The sequence below is a fragment of the Asanoa iriomotensis genome, from assembly GCF_016862515.1.
In the GTDB taxonomy this organism is placed as follows: Bacteria; Actinomycetota; Actinomycetes; order Mycobacteriales; family Micromonosporaceae; genus Asanoa; species Asanoa iriomotensis.
In genome coordinates, this window is the sequence record NZ_BONC01000098.1 from 1 (window position 1) to 21,081 (window position 21,081).

General features: G+C 71.9%; 19 protein-coding genes and 2 pseudogenes. 7 read left to right on the forward strand and 14 right to left on the reverse strand.

The window, feature by feature from the left end:
• The 5 genes and pseudogenes from Air01nite_RS37235 to Air01nite_RS37255 form a co-directional block, all read left to right on the forward strand.
• Nucleotides 1–868: pseudogene (locus Air01nite_RS37235) on the forward strand (hypothetical protein); the annotation flags it as partial.
• Nucleotides 852–1,763 carry a hypothetical protein gene (locus tag Air01nite_RS37240; RefSeq protein ID WP_203708111.1) on the forward strand — a complete coding sequence of 304 codons (912 nt, stop codon included), beginning with the start codon at nucleotides 852–854 and terminating at the stop codon, nucleotides 1,761–1,763. The pseudogene Air01nite_RS37235 and the gene Air01nite_RS37240, both read left to right, overlap by 17 nt.
• Nucleotides 1,764–1,833: 70 nt before the next feature.
• Entirely contained in the window at nucleotides 1,834–2,592 is a 759-nt protein-coding gene (locus Air01nite_RS37245) for an ATP-binding cassette domain-containing protein (protein ID WP_203708112.1), read from the forward strand.
• Nucleotides 2,589–3,680, forward strand: a complete 1,092-nt coding sequence (locus Air01nite_RS37250; protein ID WP_203708113.1) for an ABC transporter permease — start codon at nucleotides 2,589–2,591, stop codon at nucleotides 3,678–3,680. The genes Air01nite_RS37245 and Air01nite_RS37250 overlap by 4 nt, the downstream gene beginning before the upstream one ends.
• A complete protein-coding gene (locus tag Air01nite_RS37255; protein ID WP_203708114.1) occupies nucleotides 3,677–4,666 on the forward strand; it encodes an ABC transporter substrate-binding protein in 990 nt (329 codons plus the stop codon). The genes Air01nite_RS37250 and Air01nite_RS37255 overlap by 4 nt, the downstream gene beginning before the upstream one ends.
• 55 nt (nucleotides 4,667–4,721) lie before the next feature.
• Here Air01nite_RS37255 and Air01nite_RS37260 read toward each other — a convergent pair whose 3' ends face one another.
• Nucleotides 4,722–5,462, reverse strand: coding sequence for a class I SAM-dependent DNA methyltransferase (locus Air01nite_RS37260; protein ID WP_203708115.1), 741 nt, complete (start codon nucleotides 5,460–5,462; stop codon nucleotides 4,722–4,724).
• 78 nt (nucleotides 5,463–5,540) lie between these two features.
• Here Air01nite_RS37260 and Air01nite_RS37265 point away from each other — a divergent pair, with 78 nt between their 5' ends.
• A complete protein-coding gene (locus Air01nite_RS37265; RefSeq protein WP_203708116.1) occupies nucleotides 5,541–6,542 on the forward strand; it encodes a helix-turn-helix transcriptional regulator in 1,002 nt (333 codons plus the stop codon).
• Nucleotides 6,543–6,666: 124 nt separating this feature from the next.
• Here the strand turns inward: Air01nite_RS37265 and manD are convergent, their stop codons facing one another.
• From manD to Air01nite_RS37300, 7 genes are read right to left on the reverse strand one after another with little or no spacing between them, the layout of a single operon-like run.
• A complete protein-coding gene (gene manD / locus Air01nite_RS37270) occupies nucleotides 6,667–7,875 on the reverse strand; it encodes a D-mannonate dehydratase ManD (RefSeq protein WP_203708128.1) in 1,209 nt (402 codons plus the stop codon).
• Nucleotides 7,876–7,889: 14 nt separating this feature from the next.
• On the reverse strand, nucleotides 7,890–8,729 hold the full coding sequence (locus Air01nite_RS37275; RefSeq protein ID WP_203708117.1) for a sugar phosphate isomerase/epimerase family protein: 840 nt from the start codon (nucleotides 8,727–8,729) through the stop codon (nucleotides 7,890–7,892).
• Nucleotides 8,729–9,829: a Gfo/Idh/MocA family protein gene (locus Air01nite_RS37280; RefSeq protein ID WP_203708118.1), complete on the reverse strand. Its 1,101-nt coding sequence runs from the start codon at nucleotides 9,827–9,829 to the stop codon at nucleotides 8,729–8,731. Before Air01nite_RS37280 ends, Air01nite_RS37275 begins: the two co-directional genes overlap by 1 nt.
• Nucleotides 9,826–10,659: a sugar phosphate isomerase/epimerase family protein gene (locus Air01nite_RS37285; protein WP_239091242.1), complete on the reverse strand. Its 834-nt coding sequence runs from the start codon at nucleotides 10,657–10,659 to the stop codon at nucleotides 9,826–9,828. Before Air01nite_RS37285 ends, Air01nite_RS37280 begins: the two co-directional genes overlap by 4 nt.
• Nucleotides 10,656–11,522 (reverse strand): carbohydrate ABC transporter permease, encoded by an 867-nt coding sequence (locus Air01nite_RS37290; protein WP_203708119.1) that lies wholly within the window; start codon nucleotides 11,520–11,522, stop codon nucleotides 10,656–10,658. The genes Air01nite_RS37285 and Air01nite_RS37290 overlap by 4 nt, the downstream gene beginning before the upstream one ends.
• Nucleotides 11,519–12,400: a carbohydrate ABC transporter permease gene (locus tag Air01nite_RS37295; protein WP_203708120.1), complete on the reverse strand. Its 882-nt coding sequence runs from the start codon at nucleotides 12,398–12,400 to the stop codon at nucleotides 11,519–11,521. The genes Air01nite_RS37290 and Air01nite_RS37295 overlap by 4 nt, the downstream gene beginning before the upstream one ends.
• Nucleotides 12,397–13,728, reverse strand: coding sequence for an ABC transporter substrate-binding protein (locus Air01nite_RS37300; RefSeq protein ID WP_203708121.1), 1,332 nt, complete (start codon nucleotides 13,726–13,728; stop codon nucleotides 12,397–12,399). Before Air01nite_RS37300 ends, Air01nite_RS37295 begins: the two co-directional genes overlap by 4 nt.
• A 137-nt stretch (nucleotides 13,729–13,865) precedes the next feature.
• On the opposite strand from Air01nite_RS37300, the gene Air01nite_RS37305 reads away from it, so the two are divergent.
• A complete protein-coding gene (locus tag Air01nite_RS37305; RefSeq protein ID WP_203708122.1) occupies nucleotides 13,866–14,867 on the forward strand; it encodes a LacI family DNA-binding transcriptional regulator in 1,002 nt (333 codons plus the stop codon).
• A gap of 129 nt (nucleotides 14,868–14,996) precedes the next feature.
• Here the strand turns inward: Air01nite_RS37305 and Air01nite_RS37310 are convergent, their stop codons facing one another.
• The 6 genes and pseudogenes from Air01nite_RS37310 to Air01nite_RS37335 form a co-directional block, all read right to left on the reverse strand.
• Nucleotides 14,997–15,623, reverse strand: coding sequence for a beta propeller repeat protein (locus tag Air01nite_RS37310; RefSeq protein ID WP_203708123.1), 627 nt, complete (start codon nucleotides 15,621–15,623; stop codon nucleotides 14,997–14,999).
• A 91-nt stretch (nucleotides 15,624–15,714) separates the two neighbouring features.
• The gene (locus Air01nite_RS37315; RefSeq protein ID WP_203708124.1) at nucleotides 15,715–16,218 is read right to left on the reverse strand and encodes a hypothetical protein; all 504 of its coding nucleotides are present in this window, start codon (nucleotides 16,216–16,218) and stop codon (nucleotides 15,715–15,717) included.
• 406 nt (nucleotides 16,219–16,624) lie between these two features.
• Nucleotides 16,625–17,308, reverse strand: a complete 684-nt coding sequence (locus tag Air01nite_RS37320; RefSeq protein ID WP_203708125.1) for a 4a-hydroxytetrahydrobiopterin dehydratase family protein — start codon at nucleotides 17,306–17,308, stop codon at nucleotides 16,625–16,627.
• Nucleotides 17,309–17,357: 49 nt separating this feature from the next.
• The gene (locus Air01nite_RS37325) at nucleotides 17,358–18,776 is read right to left on the reverse strand and encodes a rhamnulokinase (RefSeq protein WP_203708126.1); all 1,419 of its coding nucleotides are present in this window, start codon (nucleotides 18,774–18,776) and stop codon (nucleotides 17,358–17,360) included.
• A complete protein-coding gene (locus Air01nite_RS37330; RefSeq protein WP_203708127.1) occupies nucleotides 18,773–20,797 on the reverse strand; it encodes a bifunctional aldolase/short-chain dehydrogenase in 2,025 nt (674 codons plus the stop codon). The genes Air01nite_RS37325 and Air01nite_RS37330 overlap by 4 nt, the downstream gene beginning before the upstream one ends.
• Nucleotides 20,798–20,803: 6 nt before the next feature.
• Nucleotides 20,804–21,081 (reverse strand): annotated as a pseudogene (locus tag Air01nite_RS37335) (L-rhamnose isomerase); the annotation flags it as partial.

Here is a 21,081-nt window from a genome sequence, read left to right on the forward strand (position 1 = left end):
GCGGGTCAGCGAGCCGTCCCTGGCGTCCCGCACCGGCCTGCTCGACCAGGCGACCGGCCGCCCCTGGCCGGAGGCGCTCGACCGGATCGGCGCGGGCCCGGCCTTCCTGCCCGAGGCCCGGCCCGCGGGCGAGGTCGCCGGCCAGGTCCGGGAGGGCGCGTTCCAGGGCGCCGCGGTCACCGTGGCCGGCCACGACCACCCCGTCGCTGCGATCGGCGCCGGCGCCACCGGCCCGGCCGACCTGTTCAACTCGCTGGGCACGGCCGAGGTGCTGCTGCGTTCCGTGCCCCGGATGCTCACCGACGACGAGCGCGCCACCCTGGTCGGGCTCGGCATCGACGCGGGCCGGCACGTGCTGCCCGACCACGCCGTGCTGATCGGCGGCATGCGTTCCGGCCTGGTGATGCGCCGCGTCCTCGCGCTGGTCGGCGCCGACGAGCCGACCCGCCGCGCGGAACTCGACCGGCGCTGGCAGCCGGCGAGCGGTGACGGGGTGACCATCATGCCGGCCGGCCCGCATGACAACGATGTCACGATCCGGATCCGCGACGGCGCCGGCCCCGACCAGCTCTGGGCGGCCACCCTCGCGTACCTCGGTGAACAGACCTCGGCCCTGCTCGCGGCGGTCAACTCCGTCGTCGGCGAGCACCGCACGGCCGTCGCGGCCGGCGGCTGGACCCGGATGGCGAGCGTACGGCGTGCCAAGACCGCGGTGATCCCACGCCTGCGGATCTCCGCACTCGAACAACCGGGCGCGCGCGGCGCGGCGATGTTCGCCGCCCGCGCCGCCTACGACGTCCCCTTCGACAAGGTGACGCGGCAGTTCCACGAAACCGCGGAAAGGACCACACATGACGGATCGAAATAAGGGCCTGGCCACGATCGCGGACGCCGACGGCGTCTTCTCGATCGTCGCGATGGACCAGCGCAACACGCTGCGCCGCATGTTCGCCGCCGTCGGGCAGCCGGACGTCGGCGACGCCGACCTGCGCCAGGCGAAGATCGACGTCGCGGCGGCGCTGACGCCGCTGGCCAGTGGCATCCTGCTCGACCCGACCTGGGGCGTGCCGGCCACGACCGAGGCGGGCGCCCGCGCCGCGAGCTGTGGTCTGCTGGTCGCGGCCGAACCCGCGGACCGGGGCAACTACAACGGCGAGCCGCGTACGCACCGCGACCCGAAGCAGGACGCCGAGTGGGTCAAGGCCCAGGGCGGCGACGCCGTCAAGTTCCTCGTGCAGCTCCGCCCCGGCCGGCCGGTCGGCGACGGCCCGGACATCTCGGCCGAGGTGCTCGAGATCGTCCGCCAGGTGGCCGAGGACTGCCGCGCCGCCGGCATCCCGTCGGTGGTCGAGAACCTCATCTACGCCCTGCCCGGCGAGGAGCTCTCGGCGCAGCAGCGCGAGGACCTGATCGTCGAGGCGGCCGTGCAGATCGCCGACACGGGCGTCGACCTGGTGAAGATCGAGTACCCGGGATCGGCCAAGGGCTGCAAGCGGGTCGCCGAGACGGTCAAGGCGCCATGGGCGGTGCTTTCCGCGGGCGTCGGGTTCGAGGAGTTCCAGAACGTCCTGCGGATCTCCTGCGACGAGGGCGGCGCGTCCGGCTTCATCGCGGGCCGCTCGATCTGGAAGGAAGCGATCGGCCTTTCCGGCGCGGCCCGGCAGGAGTTCCTGGACACCGTGGCCCGCCCGCGCCTGCAGACCTGCCTCGACACCGTCGTGGGCCGGGCCCGGCCCTGGACGGAGGCGGTGAGCGCGGCATGAGCGAGCGAAGCGAGCGCAGCCAGCTCAGGCGCGAGTGGTCGTGCTCCGCCGACCGGAGGGAGGCGGCGGCATGACCGCAGTCCTGGAGGCGCGGGGGATCAGCAAGCGGTACGGGCACGTCGAGGCGCTGGCCGATGCCAACTTCGACGTGCAGGCAGGCGAGGTGGTCGCGCTGATCGGCGACAACGGCGCCGGCAAGAGCACGCTGGTGCGGATCCTCTCCGGTGCCGAGTCCGCCGACGCCGGCGAGGTGCTCTTCGACGGGCGGCAGGTGCACCTGACCTCGCCGACGGACGCGCGCGAGCTGGGCATGGAGACGGTGTTCCAGGACCTCGCGCTCGCGCCGCACCTCTCACCGGTGCAGAACATGTATCTGGGCCGCGAGGTCATGCGCAAGGGCCTGCTCGGCAAGCTCGGCTTCATGGACGCCAAGGCCATGCGCGAGGGCAGCCGCAGCGCGTTCGACCGGCTCGGCGCGACGGTGCGGGACCTGAACGGCACGGTCGGCGGCATGTCCGGCGGCCAGCGCCAGGGCATCGCGGTCGCCCGGGCGGCCGCCTGGGCGCAGAAGGTCATCTTCCTCGACGAACCGACCGCGGCGCTGGGCGTGGTGCAGACCCAGAACGTGCTGGACCTGATCCGGCGGGTCAGTGGCGAAGGGATCGGCGTGGTGTTCATCAGCCACTCGATGCCGCACGTGATGGAGGTCGCCGACCGCATCCAGGTGATGTGGCGGGGCCGCCGGGTGGCCACCTACAACAAGGCGGACACGTCGATGGAACAGCTCGTGTCCGCGATGACCGGTGCCGTCGCACAGGAGGCGTCATGACCACGACCCGGACGGCGCCACCGGCCTCCACGGAGGACGCGCCCACCAGCCGGCTGTCCCGGATCTCCCGGCTGCAGGCCCTGCAGATCCTGATCCTGCTGGTCGTCACCGTCGCGGTGTTCACGGCGCTGCGCCCGGAGACGTTCCTGACCGGGTTCAACATCCGCGGCATCGTGCAGAACACCGCCATCTACGCCGTACTCGGCGTCGGCATGACGTTCGTCATCATCACCGGCGGCATCGACCTGTCGGTCGGCAGCGTGCTGGTGTTCAGCGGCGTGGTCGCGGACAAGATCATGGTCTGGTACGGCGGCCAGGGCTGGGGCACCGTCCTCGTCGGACTCGTCGCCGCGCTCGCCTCCGGACTGGCCTGGGGTCTGGTCAACGGCTTCCTGGTCGCCAAGGCGAAGGTGCCACCCCTGGTGGTCACGCTCGGCTCGCTGAGCGCGGCCCTGGGCTTCGCGCAGATCATCACGAAGGGCCTCGATCTGCGGGACGCGCCGCAGGCACTGGTCAACGACATCGGCTTCGGCAACATCGTCGGCCAGGTCCCCACGATCGCGGTCGTCTCCGCGGTGGTCGTCATCTTCGGCATCGTGCTGCTGCACCGCACCCGGTTCGGCCTCTACACGTACGCCATCGGCTCCAACGCCGAAGCCGGCCGCCGCGCCGGCGTCAAGGTCGAACGACACCTGATCAAGGTGTACGCGTTCGCGGGGCTGCTGGCCGGCTTCGCCGGCCTGCTCAACCTCGGCTTCTTCCAGTCAACGACGATCGGCGGCCAGAGCAACACGCCGCTGAACGTGATCGCTGGCGTCGCGATCGGCGGCACCAGCCTGTTCGGTGGCATCGGTTCCGTGTTCGGCACCGTCATCGGACTGTTCATCCCGATCGTGCTGCAGAACGGCTTCATCCAGGTCGGCGTGCAGCCGTTCTGGCAGCAGGTCGTCGTCGGCGCGGTGCTCGTGGCCGTCGTCTACATCGACCAACTCCGTCGTGCCTCGGCTCTGCGCGGCACGTCTCCACGCCTGCCATTCCTGTCCAGAGCAGGTGGGGCAGGAAGCGCATCGAGAAAGGGATCAGCATGAAGCGCAAGTCAACCGCCATAGTCGCCGCGTTGGCCGCCGTCGCGCTCGGCGCGGCCGCCTGTGGTTCCGACACCGACGGCGGCTCGTCCGCCGGCGGCGGGTCGAACGGCAACTACAAGCTGGCTTTCGTCCAGGGCGTTGCCGGCGACGCGTTCTACATCACGATGGAGTGCGGCATCAAGGAGGAGGCGGCCAAGGAAGGCGCGACCGTCACCGTCCAAGGTGCACAGAAGTTCGACCCGACGCTGCAGACCCCGGTGCTGCAGTCGGTGATCGCCGCCAAGCCCGACGCGATCCTGATCGCGCCGACCGACGTCTCCGCGATGCAGCAGCCGATCGCGCAGGCCAAGGCCCAGGGCATCAAGATCGTGCTGGTCGACACCACGCTCAACGACCCGTCGGTCGCGGTGTCGGCGATCTCGTCCGACAACAGCGCGGGCGGCAAGGCGGCGTTCGAGGCGATCCAGAAGCTGGCCCCCAACGGCGGCAAGGTGCTCGGCGTCGGCGTGCAGCCCGGCATCAGCACCACCGACGCCCGTGACAAGGGCTTCGCGGACGCGGCGAAGGCGGACTCGAAGTTCACCTACCTGGGCGTGCAGTACTCGCAGAACGACCCGGCCAAGGCCGCGTCGATCGTTTCCGCGGCGCTGCAGAAGGACCCGGACATCGTCGGCATCTTCGCCTCGAACCTCTTCTCGGCGCAGGGCTCGGCGACCGGCATCCGCCAGGCGGGCAAGCAGGGCCAGGTCAACGTCGTCGGCTTCGACGCGGGCCCGGAACAGATCAAGGCACTGCAGGACGGCACCGTCCAGGCGCTGATCGCGCAGCAGCCGGGCGACATCGGCGTGCAGGGCGTGCAGCAGGCCATCAAGGCCCTGAAGGGCGAGTCGAACGAGGCCAACATCCAGACCGGCTCGACCATCATCACCAAGGACACCATCGACAGCCCCGAGGGCAAGGCGGCCGCCTACAAGGCGAGCTGCTGACCGTTAGGCAAACCGGCCCGGCACCCGCGACACGGGGGTGCCGGGCCTTCGCCAGCTATTTCTTGGCGTACACGGTGACGTGTTTGCGGCTGTCCTTTGTGAAGGGTGAGCGGTCCCAGTCGGTGTAGCGCACGGCGGGGCGCAGGCCGACCAGGCGGGCCATCAGGTCGAGCTCGCTCGGCCAGCAGTAGCGCAGCAGCAGTGGGCGCAGTGTCGTGCGGCCGGCCGCGTCGATGGTCACCCGCTGGTAGGTGACCGTCTGCGTGACCGGGTCGTGCAGTTGGTACTCCAGGTTGACCTCGTCCTCGGTCAGCGACCGTGTGCTGACCCGCTGCCCGCGGTCGAACGTGGTCACGTCCTGTACGAAGCACTCGATCACGAAGCGCCCGCCGGGCGCCAGCACCCGTGCGACGTTGCGGAAGCAGTCGACCTGCCGTGCCTGCGTGGTCAGGTTGAACAGCGTGTTGAAGATCAGGAACGCCAGGTCGTACGGCCCGTCGAGGCCCGCGAGGTCGGCCATGTCGCCGACCACCGTGGGGATCCTGTCGCCGCCCGGCCTCGCCCGCATTCGCTCGACCATCGCGGCCGAGCCCTCGATGCCCTCCACCGCGACGCCGCGTGCGGCCAGCGGGATCGTCACCCGGCCGGTGCCCGTGGCCAGCTCGAGCGCCCGCCCGCCGACCGGCACGAGGCCCGCCAGGAAATCGACGGCGGCGGTGGGGTCGAGTTCCGTCCGGTCGTCGTACTCGTGCGCGTACCTGTCACCGTAGAAGGCGGGGTCGCCGAAAGCACTCATGGCGCCCACCCAACCAGCGCTCGCGCGGGCTGCAACCTAATTCCATGATCGAGCGTCGTCTCGTAGGGGGTGAGGTGGGTGAGCGACTTCCGGCCGAGCGGCGGGCCCGTGCCGCTGCTCACCCGGTGGGGTCTGTCCGCCGACGCCGACCTGGTGTTCCGCTTCCTCACCGGGTTCGGCGCGCAGACCGCCACCGTGGCGGCGGCGGAGCTGGGCATGCCGGCCGGCCGGGTGGCCGCGGCGCTCGACGAGCTCGAGGCCGCCGGTGTCGTGCGGCGGGAGCCGCGCAGCGCCGACTGGCAGCCGGTCGGCGTGACCGAGGCGGTCGAGCTGATCCGGGAGCGGCGGCGCGCGACCGTGGTCCGGCGGCGGCCCCCGCCGATGCGGCTGCCGTCGCTGGCCGGGCTGGTCGACGGCGCGACGCGGCTGCTGCGCACCGCGGTCGAGACCCGGGCGCGGATCGCCCAGCTCGCGGCCGCCGAGCGGCACGAACACCTCGCCATCCACCGCGACCCGCTGTTCAGCGCCGAGCAGCTCGCGGTCGCCGAGCCGCTGGACGCCGCCCTGCTGGCGCGTGGCGTCCGGATCCGCGCGCTGCTCCCGCCGCCGGCCGACGGCGACGCGCTCGCGCCGTCCCGGCCTCCGCCGGTCGGCCTGCAGTACCGCGAGCTGACGTACCCGCCGATCAAGCTCATGGTCTTCGACCGGAGGGTGGCCCTGCTGCCGGCCGACCCCCGGCATCCCGCCGGCGGCGCCGTCGAGGTGACCGATCCGGCCGTCGTGGGTGCCTTCGTCTCGGTGTTCGACGCGCACTGGGCCCAGGCGAGCGACCCGACCAGGAAGAAGGTGGTTCCCGTGATGCTCCAGCCGCGCGAGAGGGCGCTGGTCGCCCTGCTCGCCGAGGGCCTGACCGACAACGCCGCCGCTGAGCGCCTCGGTGTGAGTGCGCGGACCGTCAGCAGCACCATGCGCGTGCTGATGGACCGGTTCGGCGTCGAGAACCGATTCCAGCTCGGCCTGGCCCTCGGCGCCCTCCACGCGACGACGATCCCGGGCACGCCGACGGCCCGCCACTCCTGATCCGGGTGACGGGCCGCCTGAAAGGTGGGTCAGCCGAACTGGACCCAGGGTGCGTGCCGTTGGCGACCAGGCCGTTGTCGTCGAGGATCTTGCGGATCTCCTCGGTGCACGATCAACGGAAAGCTCACCAGCTGTGCAGGGTGCCGTCCTCGAGGCGGTTGACCGGCAGCGCGGCGGCCCGGTACGGGTACTGCGCGGCAAGCTCCTCGTCGATGTCGACGCCCAGACCGGGCTCGTCGGACGGGTGCAGGTAGCCGTCCGCGAAGTGATAGCCGTGCGGGAACACCGCGTCGGTCTCCGGCGTGTGTCGCATGTACTCCTGCAGCCCGAAGTTCGGGATCGCGATGTCGAGGTGCAGCGCGGCCGACATGCACACCGGCGACAGGTCGGTCGCGCCGTGCGAGCCGCTGCGCACCTGGTAGAGCGCGGCGAGGTCGAAGATCCGGCGGAGGTGGGTGATGCCGCCCGCGTGCACGACCGTGGCCCGGATGTAGTCGATGAGCTGCTCGGTGATGAGCTGCTGGCAGTCCCAGACGCCGCTGAAGATCTCGCCGATCGCGATCGGCGTGGTGGTGTGTTGCCGGATCAGCCGCAGGCTGTCCTGCAGCTCGGCCGGAGTGGGGTCCTCGATCCAGGTCAGCGCGTACGGCTCGAGGCTCTTGCCCAGCCGGCCCGCCTCGATCGGGGTGAGCCGGTGGTGCACGTCGTGCAGCAGCCGCAGGCCCGGGCCGAACTCGTCGCGCACCCGGGCGAACACGCCCGGGGTGTGCGCCAGGTAGCGCTCGGTCGACCAGACGTTCTCGGTCGGCACCGACGCGTCGGCCGGCTCGTAGAACATCTTGTCGCCGCTGACGCCGTACGTGCTGGCCAGCCCGGGCACGCCGGTCTGCACCCGGACGGCCTTGTAGCCCAGGTCGACGTAGCGGGCCACCTCGACCAGCACCTCGTCGACGGTCTCCGCGTTGGCGTGGCCGTACACCGTGACGCCCTCGCGGCTGCGACCGCCGAGCAACTGGTAGACCGGCATGCCGGCGGCCTTGCCCTTGATGTCCCAGAGCGCCGTGTCCACCGCCGCGATCGCGGTCATCGTCACCGGGCCGCGCCGCCAGTAGGCGCCCTTGTAAAGGTATTGCCAGGTGTCCTCGATGCGGCTGGCGTCCCGGCCGATCAGCGCCCGCACCACGTGGTCGCGCAGATAGCTCGCCACGGCCAGCTCGCGCCCGTTGAGCGTCGCGTCGCCGACGCCGGTCAGGCCGTCGTCCGTGACGATCTTGAGGGTGACGAAGTTGCGACCGGGGCAGGTGACGATCACCCGCGCGTCGACGATCTTCACGGCTGCCTCCGTGGTCAACCCGCGAGCGTACGCAGGTAGGCGAGGTTGTCCCGGGTGCGCTCCGCCAGCGGTAGCGCCGTCGAGAAGTCTTCCACGGCAACCCAGCCGTCGTAACCGACGTCCCGCAAGGTCGCGAAGTAGGACCCGAGGTCGGCCTGGCCCTCGCGGAGCGTCGCCCAGTCGGCGGCCCAGGCGGTCGACCCGTCCGGCCGGGTGCCGACCGGGCGCCAGGCGACGTTCTTGACGTGCACGTGCGCCAGGTACGGCCCGAGCAGCTCGAACGCCGCCCGGTGGTCCTCGTGTCCCTCGTAGACGAGGTTGCCGACGTCGTGGATGACCGCGACGCGGTGTGGGTCGAGGCCGTCGACCAGGCGCCGGGCGGCCGAGGCGGACGCGGCGATCGTGCCGTGGTGCAGCTCGACCAGGGCCGTGACGTCGTGGGCGGCGGCGCGCTCGGCGGCCCAGGCCAGGTCGTCTCTCGTGGCGGCGAACAGCTCCGGGTACGGCGCGGTGCCGAGCTTCGGCATGGTGACCCGGACGCGGCCGGCTTTCAGGGTCGCGGTCGCCGCGAGCACCCGCTCGACGTCGTCGTGATCCGTGCTGGGGACGTAGGCGCCGATGCCGGAGTAGTCGAGGCCCGCGCCGCGGGTGATCCGGTCGATCTCCGGGAGGCTCTCCTCCAGCGTGCGCAGGGGCCAGGTGGCCCGGTTGCCTGCCCAGAAACCGGGCGGGTCCGCGTCGGCCTGGTCCGTGATGCGCCACTCGACGCCGTCCCAGCCCTGCGCGGCCAGCTCCCGGGCCGCCTCCGCGGGCGTCCACTCCGGAGTCGACGCCGTGAACACCGAGAACCGCATCAGGAGACCCCCGCCAGGTCGTCGAGGGCGCCGCTGAGGACCTCGTCGACCGCCACCGGCCGGCCGAGCGCGGCGGACGCGTACACCGCGTAGACGACCGCGACCGCGAGCAGGCCGTCGCGCAGTCCGACACCGGGTGGCCGCCCCCCGTCGATGGCGGCCACCACGTCCTCGTACTGCCGCAGGTGTCCGACGACGAACGCGTCGGCGGGCTTGGCCGCGCCGCGCAGCTCGCCGGCCGGCACCGCGTCCTCGGCTCGCTCGACCGGCGCGGGGCCGGCGGTGGCGTTGAGGAACTCGAGCTGGTCGTCGTGGAGCACCGCGGAGCCGGCGGTGCCGTGCACCTGGAGCCGGACACCCATGCCGGGGTGGCCGGCGGTGGTGGCGTGCAGCGTGGCGAGCGCGCCGGACTCGAAGCGCATGGTGGCGGCGACGACGTCCTCCACCTCGATGTCGTCATGGGCCAGCCGGGCCGTGAACGCGGACACCGTACTCGGCGCGCCGAGGAGCCAGAGAAGCAGATCGACGGTGTGTACGCCCTGGTTCATCAGGGCGCCGCCGCCGTCGAGCTTCCAGGTGCCGCGCCAGTCGGCCTGGTCGTAGTAGGACTGCGCGCGCCACCACGGCACCGAGGCCACCGCGGAGGTGAGCCGGCCCAGACCGCCCCCGTGCGCCGCGGCCGCGACGGCGACGCTGGCGGGGTCGAACCGGTGCTGGCTGACCACCGAGGCGACCAGGCCGCGCGCGGCGAACTCGTCGGCGCGGTCGGCGAGCGCGCGGGCGATCCGGGGTGACACGTCGAGCGGCTTCTCGACGAGCACGTGCGCGCCTCTTTCCAGGGCTTCTTCGGCGAGGGCCGCGTGCGTGCCGGTCGGGGTGCAGATGGTCACCAGGCTGTTGGGTGTCACGGCGCCGTCGAGGGTGGCTGAGTGCGCCGGTTCTTTGGCGGCCTTGCCGACGTGTGCGGCGAGGGCCGCGCGGGCCGTCGCGTCCGGGTCCACGATCGCGGCCACCCGCAGCCTGGGGTGGCGCAGCACGGCGTCGGCGTGGGTCCGGCCGATGATGCCGGCGCCGACCACGGTGACGGGGATGTCGGTCATCGGGTCTGGACTCCGATCTCGTCGGTGAGCGCGGCGAACGCCCGGGCGGCCCGGCCGAACGCCGCGGGTCCGGAGAAGCCGCCGGTCGCGGTCTGCAGGGCGAGGTGTGGTTCGAGGGAGGCGAAGCCGGTGTAGCCGTCGTCGCGGAGGGCCGTGAGCGTCTCTTTCAGCTCGCCGTCGCCGTCGCCGGCCGGCACGACCACGCCGGTCGCCGCGATGGCGTCCTTGACCTGGAGATATTCGAGGTAAGGGCGGAGCATCGCGTAGCCGTCGGTGAACGGGCGGACGCCGACCTGGACGAAGTTGGCGTTGTCCCAGGCGACCCGCAGCGCGGGGGAGCCCACTGCTTCGACGATGTCGCGTACGCGATCGGGTGTGTCGCCGTAGATCTCCTTCTCGTTCTCGTGCACGAGCGTGACCCCTTCGGCCTCGGCGGTGGTGGCCCAGTCACGCATGCGTCTCAGCACCTCGTCTCTTATCTCTTCCGGGGTGCTGCCGTCGGGGCGGTAGAACGAGAACAGCCTGATGTAACGGCAGTCGAGACGGTGCGCGGCGGCGATCGCCTGGCGCAGGCGGTCGCGCTCCCGTTCGGGATCGTCCGTGATGCTGACCTTGCCGATGGGGGAGGCGATCGCGGAGACCGCCATCCCGCGCTCGTCGAGGAGTTGGGCGATCGTGTCGAGTTGCCTCTCGTCGAGGTCCACGACGTTGACGCCCCACGCGCTGCGCAGCTCGAGATGCCGGGCGCCGAGCGCCGACAGCACCGCGAGCTGCACCACCGGGTCCGGGTCGATCTCGTCGCCGAAGCCGGACAGGTTCCACACCGTCACCGCACGCCTCCCGTGGTCAGGCCGGCCACCAGGTACCTCTGGAAGACAAGGTAGAGCGCCACGACCGGTACGGCGCAGACCAACGCGGCCGCCATCAGCTGCCCGTACACCGGAAGTGCCCCGCCTTCCTGGCTGGCGCCGAAGATCTGCAGCTCGACCGCGGCGGTGCGGGTGTCGGGGTTGGTCAGCACCGAGGCGAACAGCACGTCGTTCCAGCCGAGCAGGAACGCGAAGACGCCGCTGACCACGAGGCCCGGCCAGCTCAGCGGCGCGATGACGCGGGTGAGCACCCGCCACGGGCTCGCACCGTCGACGCGGGCGGCCTCGTCGAGCTCCGGCGGCAGCTCGCGGAGGTAGGTGACCATCACCCAGGTGGAGAACGGGAGGGCGAAGGTGAGGTACGTGATGAGCACGGCCCAGCGGGTGCCGATGATGGTGACGCCCAGGGCGGTGGCGGCGCTCGCGAAGAGGACGAAGACCGGGAGCAGGAGCAGCGTGCCGGGGATGCTCTGGAGCGCGAGGAGAGCGCGGAGCACGGCGATCCGGCCGCGGAAGGCATAGCGGACGAGGACGTACGCGGACAGCAGCGCGACGAACGCGCTGACGACGGCGACGGCGCCGGCGATCAGGACGCTGTTGACCAGGCCCCGGGCGAGCTCGGTGGTCCGCCAGATACGGGCGTAGTTGTCGATGTGGAAGCCGTCGGGCCAGAGGGCGCCGCGGGCCACGGCGAGGTCGGAGCTGACGCTCGCGATCGCCATGTAGGCGAGCGGGCCCAGGACGATCAGCAGGAGCACGCTCAGGGTGGCGACTCTGGCCGGGGTGGGCAGGAGGCGGGCGACCTCCTCGGAGCGGCTTCTCATTTCGGGCCCCTTCCCGTGTCCAGCCGCACCGCGCGCAGGTAGACGGCGAGCGGGATGGCCACCAGGATCAGCGAGACGACGGCCATGGCGACGCTCAGCCCGAACTCGAAGTTCTGGAAGCTCTCCACGTAGGTGAGCACGGGCAGGACCTCCACGTCGTACGGGCTCGGCACGCCGAACAGCACGAACGGCAGTGTGAAGCTGTTGACGTTGTGCAGGAACGAGATGAGCAGGCCGAGCGAGACCGGGCCGCGGAGTTGGGGGAGCACGACGTAGCGGAGCTTGGCCCACGGGCCGGCGCCGTCGAGCGCGGCGGCCTCGTGCACGGTCGCGTCCACCGACTGCAGGCCGGCGGCGGCGAGCAGGTAGACCAGCGGCCAGCCGGCCCAGAGCTGCACGATGACCAGGGCCCAGAAGCTCCTCGGGCCGTTGAGCCAGAGTCCTTCGGTGCCGAAGATTCGGTTGGCGATGCCGTCGGGCTGCAGGATGATCCGCCAGGTGCTGCCGACCACGAAAGCGGGCAGCACGTAGGGGACCAGCAGCACCGAGCGGACCAGGCCGCGGCCCTTGAACCGGTCCTGGGTGGCGATGGCGGCGGCCAGGCCGAGCGGCAGGCAGCCGATCGTCACCAGGGCCGAGTAGGCGATGCTGATGCCGATCGCGTGCACCAGGTGCGAGTCGCGTACCGCCTCGACGTAGTTGTCGAAGGCGATGAACTCGGCGCCGACCCACTCACGGATCGAGTACTGGTCGAGGTCGAGCAGCGAGATGTAGAGGGCCAACGCCAGCGGCACTGCGATGACGACCAGAGTGAGCAGGCCGCCCGGCAGGAACATCCAGAGTGGACGTCCCTGCCGGGTCGCGGTGCGCTTGTTCATTTGGCCTTGTCGAGCGCTTCTTGCGCGGTCGTCTGGGCCTGGCCGAGGAGCCCGGTCAGCTTGGCGTCGTCGACGCGGCCGGCGGACAGGTCGGGGATCGACTGCACGACCACGTTGGTCAGCGCGAGCTGCACCTGGCTCCAGCCGCCGGTGAACGGGGTGTTGGCGGACTTGCCGGCCGACTCGACGATCGCGGCCAGCGCCGGGTCGCTGCCGAGCGCGGTGGCGGCGGCCTGGTTGGTGGGCAGCTCACCGAACGTCTTGTAGTAGCTGGTCTGCATCTCCTCGCTGGTGAGCAGCTTGACCAGGGCGAGCGCGAGATCCTTGTGCTTGCTGTACTTCGCGACCACGACGTTGTCGCCCGAGAGGATGCTGGTCGCGGCGACGCCGCCGCTCGGGAGGCTGGTCGCGCCGGGCGGGATCGTGGGCATCACGGCGTACGCATATTTGCCGGCCACTTTGGACTTGTCCAGCGTCACCTTGGAGCTGGCCGAGACCATGGGGAGGAACGCGGCCTTGCCCTCGCCGAACGCGGCGATGGCCTGGGCGTTCTTCCAGCCGACGGCGGCCTTGTCGACCACCTTGTCGGTGGCGAGCCAGCCGAGGTAGGTCTGGTAGGCCAGCTTGGTGTTGGCGCCGTCGAGCGCCGCCTTGCCGTCCTGGACGACCGGGGTGCCGGCCTGGGTGGTCATGGCCCAGATGAACTTCCACGGGTCGAAGCTGTCGGCGTAGCCGATCGCCAGGCCGTACTGGCCGGCCTTGGTGAGCTGCTTGGCCTGGTCGCGCAGGCCGTCCCAGCTGTCGGCGGGCTTGTCGATGCCGGCCGCGGCCAGCATGTCCTTGTTGTAGGCCATCACGAAGGGCCGACTGGCGAACGGGATGCCGACCTCGTGGTCCTTGTCGGGCCCGGAGATGCCGAGGGTGGCCGGGAGGAAGCGGTCGCGGCCGCCGACCTTGTTCCAGTCGTCGTCCTTGAGCTCGACGAACGCGTCCGTCGCGTACGCGGTGGGTGTGAAGGTCGTGCCGAGCGCGTAGACGTCCGGGCCCTGCCCGGCGACCACCGACGTCTGGATCTTCGTCAGCTCGTCGTTGGCGGAGGCGAACGTCTCGAACCGCACGGTGGCGCCGGTCTCCTGCTTGAACTTGTCGGAGACCTCGGCGAACCACGCCCGCTGCTGCTCGGGGTAGATGTTGTTGACGCCCATGAGCATGGTCAGCGTGACACCGGAGTTGTCGCCGGCGTCGCCGCTCTCGTCGTTGCCACATGCCGTCAGCGCCGCGCCCAGCGCCAGTGCCGCGGTGAGCGCGACGAACTTTCGTCTGTCCATGAGGTGCTCCTCGGTCCTTGGGGCGGCGAGGGAGTGGGGGTGGTCGATGGGCCGGTGTGTTGGCCGACGCTAGTCACGGTGCTTCGGCGGTGACAACCGTTTGCCATGTGTTGCCATTCGATGGTTGGCTTGCCCGCGTGGGGCGACGCCAGCAGGTGACGATCGCCGACATCGCCGCGGCGACGGGCGTGGCGGTGTCCACGGTGTCGCGCGCGCTGTCGCGGCCGTCGCGGGTGAGCGCGGCGACGCGCGAACGGATCCAGGCGGTGGCGCGGGAGCTCGACTACGTGCCGCACCCACCGGCCCGGGCGCTGGCCTCCGGGCGCACGGGCACGGTCGCACTGGTGGTCTCGGACGTCACGAACCCGTTCTACTTCGGCATGATCAGGGGTACGCAGCAGCAGCTGACCGCGGCCGGCTACGCCCATCTGCTGATCGACACCGAGGACTCGGGGGAGCGCGAGGTCGAGATGCTGCACACGATGCGGCGGTCGCTGGACGGCGCGATCCTCGGCGCGTCGCGGCTGCCGGCGCGTGCGCTGGTCGCCTTGGCGGCGGAGATCCCGCTGGTCACGGTCAACCGCAACGTGCGCGGTGTGCCGAGCGTCGTGATCGACACGCCGGCCGGCATCGCGCAGGCGGTCGAGCATCTGGTGTCGCTGGGCCACCGCGACATCGTGTACGTCTCGGGCCCGGCCCAGTCATGGTCCAACCAGGCCCGCTGGCAGGCGATGCGAACGGCGCTGGAGCGGCACAGTTTGGGCGCCCAACGGGTGGGCCCGTTCCCGTCGGGCCGCGGCTCGGGCTCGGCGGCCGCGGACGCGGTCCTCAACAGCGGCGCGACGGCGTGCGTGGCGTTCAACGACCTGTTCGCGCTGGGGATGCTGACCCGCCTGCGGGAGCGCGGGGTCCGGGTGCCGGCGGACCTGAGCGTGGTGGGCTGCGACGACATCTTCGGCGCGGACTTCAGCAACCCACCGCTGACGACGCTGACGGCGCCGATCGAGCAGGCGGGCCGGATGGCGGTGTCGCTGCTGGTCTCGCGCCTGGACCCGCGCGCACCGCAACCGGTCCGCCGCACGGTGGTCCTACCGACGTACCTGACGGTCCGGGAGTCCACGGGTTCGTTGACCGCGTAACTCCCTGTCGCCGGCGCGCCGGCCACCTGGTGCGGTAGGCCTGGAGACTCCCCGGACGCCGTGGCGCCGGGCGGCCCGGCGTGTGTTCCCGCGAGCGACGATGGCGTGAAAGATTCCCGGCCCGCGTGGTCAGGGTTTGCCGCTGCGGAGGAACAGGGTCGTCCAGTGGACGGCGGCGATGCGGCCGTCGGCCAGGACCGTCAACGACGTGGGCACGCCGTGGCAGCCGAGGTCCTCGCGGGTCCAGGTCTGCTGGCTGGAGCGCCAGGCCGAGGCGCACTCGCGGGTGCCGCCGGACTCGTCGGACCTGGCCTCCTCGCCCGTGCTCGTGACCGCGAGCAGGTCGCCGTTCGGCAGAGCGACGGCCGTCCGGATCATCCGGGCGTCGGCCTCGGCCGCGGTGTCGTCGCGTTGCCAGGATCGACCGTCGGTCGAGGTGAGCACCAGGGCCGCGCCCCGGACGTCGCCGTCGGCGCCGCCGAGCGCGACGAACCGGTGGCCGTCGTGGACGAGCGCCCACAGTTGCGGCTGGCCACCCAGGTCGGGAATCGCGCGATGGCGCCAGGAGCGGCCACCGTCGGACGACTCCCAGGCCGCGACCACGTAGTGCTCGTCGGCCCGCGCAGTCGTGCCGACCGCGACCAGCCGCCCATCGGGCGCCCCGGCAACGGCGGTGACGGTGGTGCTCCGCGTGCCCGCGGGCGCCGGCAGGGTGACCGGACGCCAGGTGTCGCCGTCGGTCGACCACCAGGCCACCGCGCGCTCGTTGCGCTGGCCGACCGCGACGTAGCCGCCGCCCCTGACCGGGGTGAGCGCGACCGGCCCGACATGGCTGGCGAGGTGATCCTCACCCGGACCGGCCTGGAACCGCGCGACCGTCCGCCAGGCCCAGGGCGTGCCGTCGCCGCGAAAGGATGGCGCCGGAGTAGGCGTACGCGTCGCCGTGGTAGGTGTGCCGAGTGACCGCCAGATACCCGCCGTCATGCGCGGGCACGGCAGCCATGACGGCGTTGCGGTCGTCGCTGGGCAGCCCGTCACCGACCGGACCCCGCCCTGGCGTGACGACGGTGCTGGTGGTGCACTCACCGGTGCCGACCCAGTAGGCGATGGACAGCCCGTCGCGGCCGAAACCCGTGAAGCAGCCCTCGGGGTCGGCGACCAGCACCTGCGGGCCGCCCATCCACGCGTCCTCCACCTGGAACGCCTGCCGCACGATCCGGCAGGGCCCGGCGCCGTCGGCCCGATCGGGCCGCCGCGGGGGCGAACCGTCGCGCACCAACACCGCCCCACCCACCACCACCGCGACCACCGCCACCGCGGCACCCAGCACGACCCCCGTCGACCTCCGCACCCGGCCAGCCTGCCAGCCGACCGCAAGCCCCGAAATGAGCGCCCGTACCTAGCCTCCGTCCCGAAATACCAACCATCCGCAACCCCGGCCGGACCGCGTCGGGTGACTCAGCCCCAATCGAATCGGCTGGCACCGCATCGTCGGCCGACCAGGCCGTCGGCGGTGCAGGTCCCTGTCACATCCACCGGTCGGAGCCGGGACCACCTAGCAGGCCGCTGCTCACGCTCGCCCGGGTCGGCTGGCGCGGTGGCCCGGGCGTGTTGGCCGCCGGCGCGGGTCTTGTCGCGTTCGGTGGTCGTCGGCCCAACCCAGTCTGGCGGTGTCCTGGGATCGCCCAGAACCATCACCGCCACCCCGCCGCGCCGCGGCGAGTCCGCCTTGGGTCGCGTTGGTCGCAGGACATTGCTCAGTCGCGGCCCTGCCACGTCGTGATGCAGGCCTCGTTGCCTTCCCGGTCGGATAGGACCCAGAACGCGGGGGCGCTCTCCGAAGAGAGTAGGCGGCCGCCGGCGGTCAGGGCCGCTTCGATTCGGGTCGTTGACTCGTCGTGGGGGACGCGGATGTCGAAGTGGATGCGGTTTCGTTGTGGGCGCGGCTCTGCCATCTGTTGGAACCAGATCGTCGGGCCCTGGCCGACCGGGTCGATCACCGCGTCCTCCGGGCCGTCGGCGCCTGGCTCGTCGGTGTAGCCCAGCACCGCTCGCCAGAACGGGCGGATCGCCGCTATGTCGAGGGCGTCGATCGCGATTTCCACGACCTGGACCGAGCGGGTGTTGAGCTCCGGTGACGTGTGTAGGCCCGCGTTGGCCAGTGCGGCCGTGATGCGGTGGGCCAGGTCGACGTCGTGTGCCGTCACGGCCGCGCGGTCAAGGGACTGGAGAGTCAGCTCCACGCGGTCCGCGCGCACGTCGGCGCGTAGGTGGCCGTCGGCGTTGGGGCCGCACGCAGCCGCGGACGCGGTCACGGCCGAGGCCGCCTCGGTCAGCGAGTCGACCCGCACCGAGGTGCGTAGCTCGCCGACCAGGAACCGCCACCCCTGGTCGCCAACCGCGTCGGAGGCCTGCTGCCGAGTAAGCGTCGTCTGCTCCATGCCGGCATCATCGCAGCCACCACCGACATTTCCGCCGCCTCCGCGACGGTCACCCGACGCGGCCGTCCACCTCGTCCCACGCACCGCCGTCGACCCTGGGCTCGTAGCGGCGCAGCTCGTGCGTCTCGCGTACCAGCTTGCGCAGCGACGCCAGATCACCGCGGACCGCACCCGCGGCGCGGGCCTGGACCAGCACGTTGCCCACCGCCGTCGCCTCCACTGGCCCGGCCAGCACCGGCAGACCGCACGCGTCCGCGGTCAACTGGCAGAGCAGCGCGTTGCGGGCACCCCCGCCGACGAGATGGACGACCCGCACGTCGCGGCCCGACAGAGCGACTGCCGCGCGGACCGCCCGCCGGTGCGCCAACGCCAGACTGTCCATGATGCACCGCACCACAGCGGCACGGGATGCGGGGGCGGGTTGCCCGGTGCGCCGGCATTCCGCCGCGAGCCGCTCCGCCATCCCACCCGGCGCGAGGAACACCGGGTCGTCGGCGTCGACCACCGCCGCGAAGGCCGGCGCCGCGGCCGCCGCACGCAACAGGGCGTCGAGGTCCGTCGCGCCCCACGAGCGCAGGCACTCCTGCAGCAACCAGAGGCCCATCACGTTGCGCAGATAGCGGATGGTGCCGTCGACACCGCCCTCGTTGGTGAAGTTCGCCAGCCGGCTCGCCTCGGTCAGCACCGGCGCGTCCAGCTCGACCCCGACCAAGGACCAGGTGCCGCAGGAGATGTACGCGAAGTCGGTACCGTCCGCCGGCACACCCACCACGGCGGACGCCGTGTCGTGGGAGCCGACCGCGACGACCGAGGTGGGGTAGGGGAGATCGACGTCGCGGACCGCCCCGATCTGGTCGCCCGGGCGGCGCAACGGCGGAAACAGATCGGGGGACAGCCCGGCGTCCGCGATCAGGTCCGTCGCCCAGCCGCGGGCGCGGACGTCGTAGAGCTGCGTCGTCGACGCGTTCGTCTCCTCTGCGCCGATCTCACCCGTCAGCCAGTACGCGATCAGGTCGGGAATCAACAGCATGTGCGCGGCGGCGGCGAGCTGCGGGCTGCCGGCCGCCGCGGCCAGCTGATAGAGGGTGTTGAACGGCAGCTGCTGCAGCCCGGTGGTGGCGTAGAGCCGCTTCTCACCGAGCCGCTCCGCCGTGGCCCGCCACACGTCCGCGGTCCGGCCGTCGCGATAGTGCACCGGGTTCCCGAGCAGGGCACCGCGCGAGTCGAGCAGTCCATAGTCGACCGCCCACGAGTCGATGCCGACACTGTGGACCGGGCCGGCCACACGCAGCCCTTCGAGAACCCCGGCCCACAACGACAGCACGTCCCAGTGCAGCGTGCCGCTCGCCCGCACCGGCTCGTTGGCGAAGCGGTGCACCGTGGACAGGTCGAACCGGCCCGCGCCGAGCCGGCCGACCACGACGCGCCCGCTGGACGCGCCCAGGTCGACGGCGGCGTACGCGTTCACCGCAGGAACGCCGCGGCCACGCCGGCGTCGACCGGCACGTGCAGGCCCGTGGTGTGCGACAGGTCGCCGGCCGTCAGCGCGAAGACCGCGTTGGCCACGTTCTCCGGCAGCACCTCCCGCTTGAGCAGCGTGCGCTGGGCGTAGTACGCGCCGAGGTCCTCCTCCTTGACGCCGTACACGGCCGCCCGCGAAGCGCCCCAGCCACCCGCGAAGATGCCGGATCCGCGCACGACACCGTCGGGGTTGATGCCGTTGACCCGGATGCCGTGCGCACCCAGCTCCGCGGCGAGCAGGCGGACCTGGTGCGCCTGGTCGGCCTTGGCGGCGCCGTAGGCGACGTTGTTGGGGCCGGCGAACACGGAGTTCTTGGAGGAGATGTAGACGATGTCGCCGCCCATGCCCTGGTCGACCAGGACCCGGGCGGCCTCGCGGGAGACCAGGAACGAGCCCCGGGCCATCACGTCGTGCTGCAGGTCCCAGTCGGCGTCGGTGGTCTCCAGCAGCGGCTTCGAGATGGACAGGCCGGCGTTGTTGACGACGAGGTCGACGCCGCCGAACGCGAGCGAGGCCACGCGGAGCCCGTCGACGATCGCGGCCGTGTCCGTGACGTCGGCGGTGACCGGGACGGCGACGTCGGTGCCGCCGATCTCGGCCGCCACCCGCGCGGCCGCGTCGCCGTCCCGGTCGGCGACGACCACGCACGCACCCTCCGCGGCGAGTCGGTGCGCGATCGCACGGCCGATGCCCGATCCGCCGCCGGTCACGAACGCGACCCGCGTGGCGAGTGGCCGAGGCTTGGGCAGGCGCTGGAGCTTGGCTTCCTCGAGAGCCCAGTACTCGATGCGGAACTTCTCCGACTCGTCGATCGGCGCATAGCGGGAAACGGCCTCGGCGCCGCGCATCACGTTGACGGCGTTGACGTAGAACTCACCGGCGACCCGCGCGGTCTGCTTGTCGGCGCCGAACGAGAACATCCCGACACCGGGCACGAGCACGATCGCCGGGTCGGCACCGCGCATCGCCGGCGAGTCGGCGGTGGCATGGCGCGTGTAGTAGGCGCGGTAGTCGTCCCGGTAACCACCGTGGAGCTGCCGCAATCGGGCCACCACATCGGACTCAGAAGCGGTCGGAGGCAGGTCGAGGACGAGTGGGCGGACCTTCGTGCGCAGGAAATGGTCCGGGCAGGACGTGCCCAGCGCCGCCAGCCGAGGGTGCTCCGCGCGGGAGAGGAAGTCGAGCACCTCCGGGCTGTCGGTGAAGTGGCCGACCACGCGGCGGTCGGTGGACGCCAGCCCGCGGATCACCGGTGCCAGCGCCGCGGCCCGCTCCCGTCGCGCCGCCTCGGGAAGCGGCTCGTGGACGACCGGACCGAACGGCTCGGGCCGGCCGTGCGCCGCGATGTAGTCCGCCGCGGTCTGGATGATCTCCAGCGAGTTGGCCTCGCACTCGGCGCTGCTGGCGCCCCAGGCGGTGATGCCGTGCCCGCCGAGGATCACCCCGATCGCGGACGGGTTGGCGGCGCGCACCGCGGAGATGTCGAGGCCGAGTTGGAAGCCGGGCCGGCGCCACGGCACCCAGACGACCCGGTCGCCGAAGATCTCCTTGGTCAGGCTCGGCCCGTCGGCCGCGGTCGCGAGCGCGATGCCCGAGTCGGGGTGCAGGTGGTCGACGTGCGCGGCGTCGACGAGGCCGTGCATCGCGGTGTCGATCGACGGGGCCGCGCCGCCGCGGCCGTGCAGGCAGTAGTCGAACGCCGCGACCATCTCGTCCTCGCGGTCGACGCCGGGATAGACGTCGACCAGCGCCCGCAATCGGTCCAGCCGCAGCACCGCCAGCCCGCCGGGCCTCAGCGTGCCCAGGTCGCCGCCCGAGCCCTTGACCCACAACAGCTCCACGTCGCCGCCGGTCACCGGATCGGTGTCGGTGCCCTTCGCCGACGTGTTGCCGCCCGCGTAGTTAGTGTTCCGCGGGTCGGCGCCGAGCCGGTTGGACCGCGCGATCAGCTCTTCCACGGTGGACATCGGTCGCTACGCTCCCCAGCCGGCGGCCTGGCCACCGACACGCTCGGCCTTGACGGTTTGGTAGTAGCCGGACCGCTTGTAGGCGGCGATCGGGTCGGGGTCGAGGCCTTGCCCGGCGCGCAGGTCGCGCAGCACCGGCCGGACATCCGAGTTGAAAGCGTCCATCAGCACGTCGTTGGCTTCGAGCACGTCACCATTCTCCTGCGCGGCGGCCAAAGCCGGTGCGTCGACGAGCAGCGCCTTCGCCGTGGCCTCCTGCACGTTCATCACCGACCGGATCACGG

What these genes read in the sequence shown, in the direction of transcription:
- Air01nite_RS37320 (WP_203708125.1), bottom strand. Translation starts at nt 17,308, where the DNA reads ATGGAGCAGACGACGCTTACTCGGCAGCAGGCCTCCGACGCGGTTGGC.
- Air01nite_RS37245 (WP_203708112.1), top strand. Translation starts at nt 1,834, where the DNA reads ATGACCGCAGTCCTGGAGGCGCGGGGGATCAGCAAGCGGTACGGGCAC.
- Air01nite_RS37250 (WP_203708113.1), top strand. Translation starts at nt 2,589, where the DNA reads ATGACCACGACCCGGACGGCGCCACCGGCCTCCACGGAGGACGCGCCC.
- Air01nite_RS37295 (WP_203708120.1), bottom strand. Translation starts at nt 12,400, where the DNA reads ATGAACAAGCGCACCGCGACCCGGCAGGGACGTCCACTCTGGATGTTC.
- Air01nite_RS37290 (WP_203708119.1), bottom strand. Translation starts at nt 11,522, where the DNA reads ATGAGAAGCCGCTCCGAGGAGGTCGCCCGCCTCCTGCCCACCCCGGCC.
- Air01nite_RS37280 (WP_203708118.1), bottom strand. Translation starts at nt 9,829, where the DNA reads ATGACCGACATCCCCGTCACCGTGGTCGGCGCCGGCATCATCGGCCGG.
- Air01nite_RS37260 (WP_203708115.1), bottom strand. Translation starts at nt 5,462, where the DNA reads ATGAGTGCTTTCGGCGACCCCGCCTTCTACGGTGACAGGTACGCGCAC.
- Air01nite_RS37275 (WP_203708117.1), bottom strand. Translation starts at nt 8,729, where the DNA reads ATGCGGTTCTCGGTGTTCACGGCGTCGACTCCGGAGTGGACGCCCGCG.
- Air01nite_RS37255 (WP_203708114.1), top strand. Translation starts at nt 3,677, where the DNA reads ATGAAGCGCAAGTCAACCGCCATAGTCGCCGCGTTGGCCGCCGTCGCG.
- Air01nite_RS37240 (WP_203708111.1), top strand. Translation starts at nt 852, where the DNA reads ATGACGGATCGAAATAAGGGCCTGGCCACGATCGCGGACGCCGACGGC.
- Air01nite_RS37300 (WP_203708121.1), bottom strand. Translation starts at nt 13,728, where the DNA reads ATGGACAGACGAAAGTTCGTCGCGCTCACCGCGGCACTGGCGCTGGGC.
- Air01nite_RS37330 (WP_203708127.1), bottom strand. Translation starts at nt 20,797, where the DNA reads ATGTCCACCGTGGAAGAGCTGATCGCGCGGTCCAACCGGCTCGGCGCC.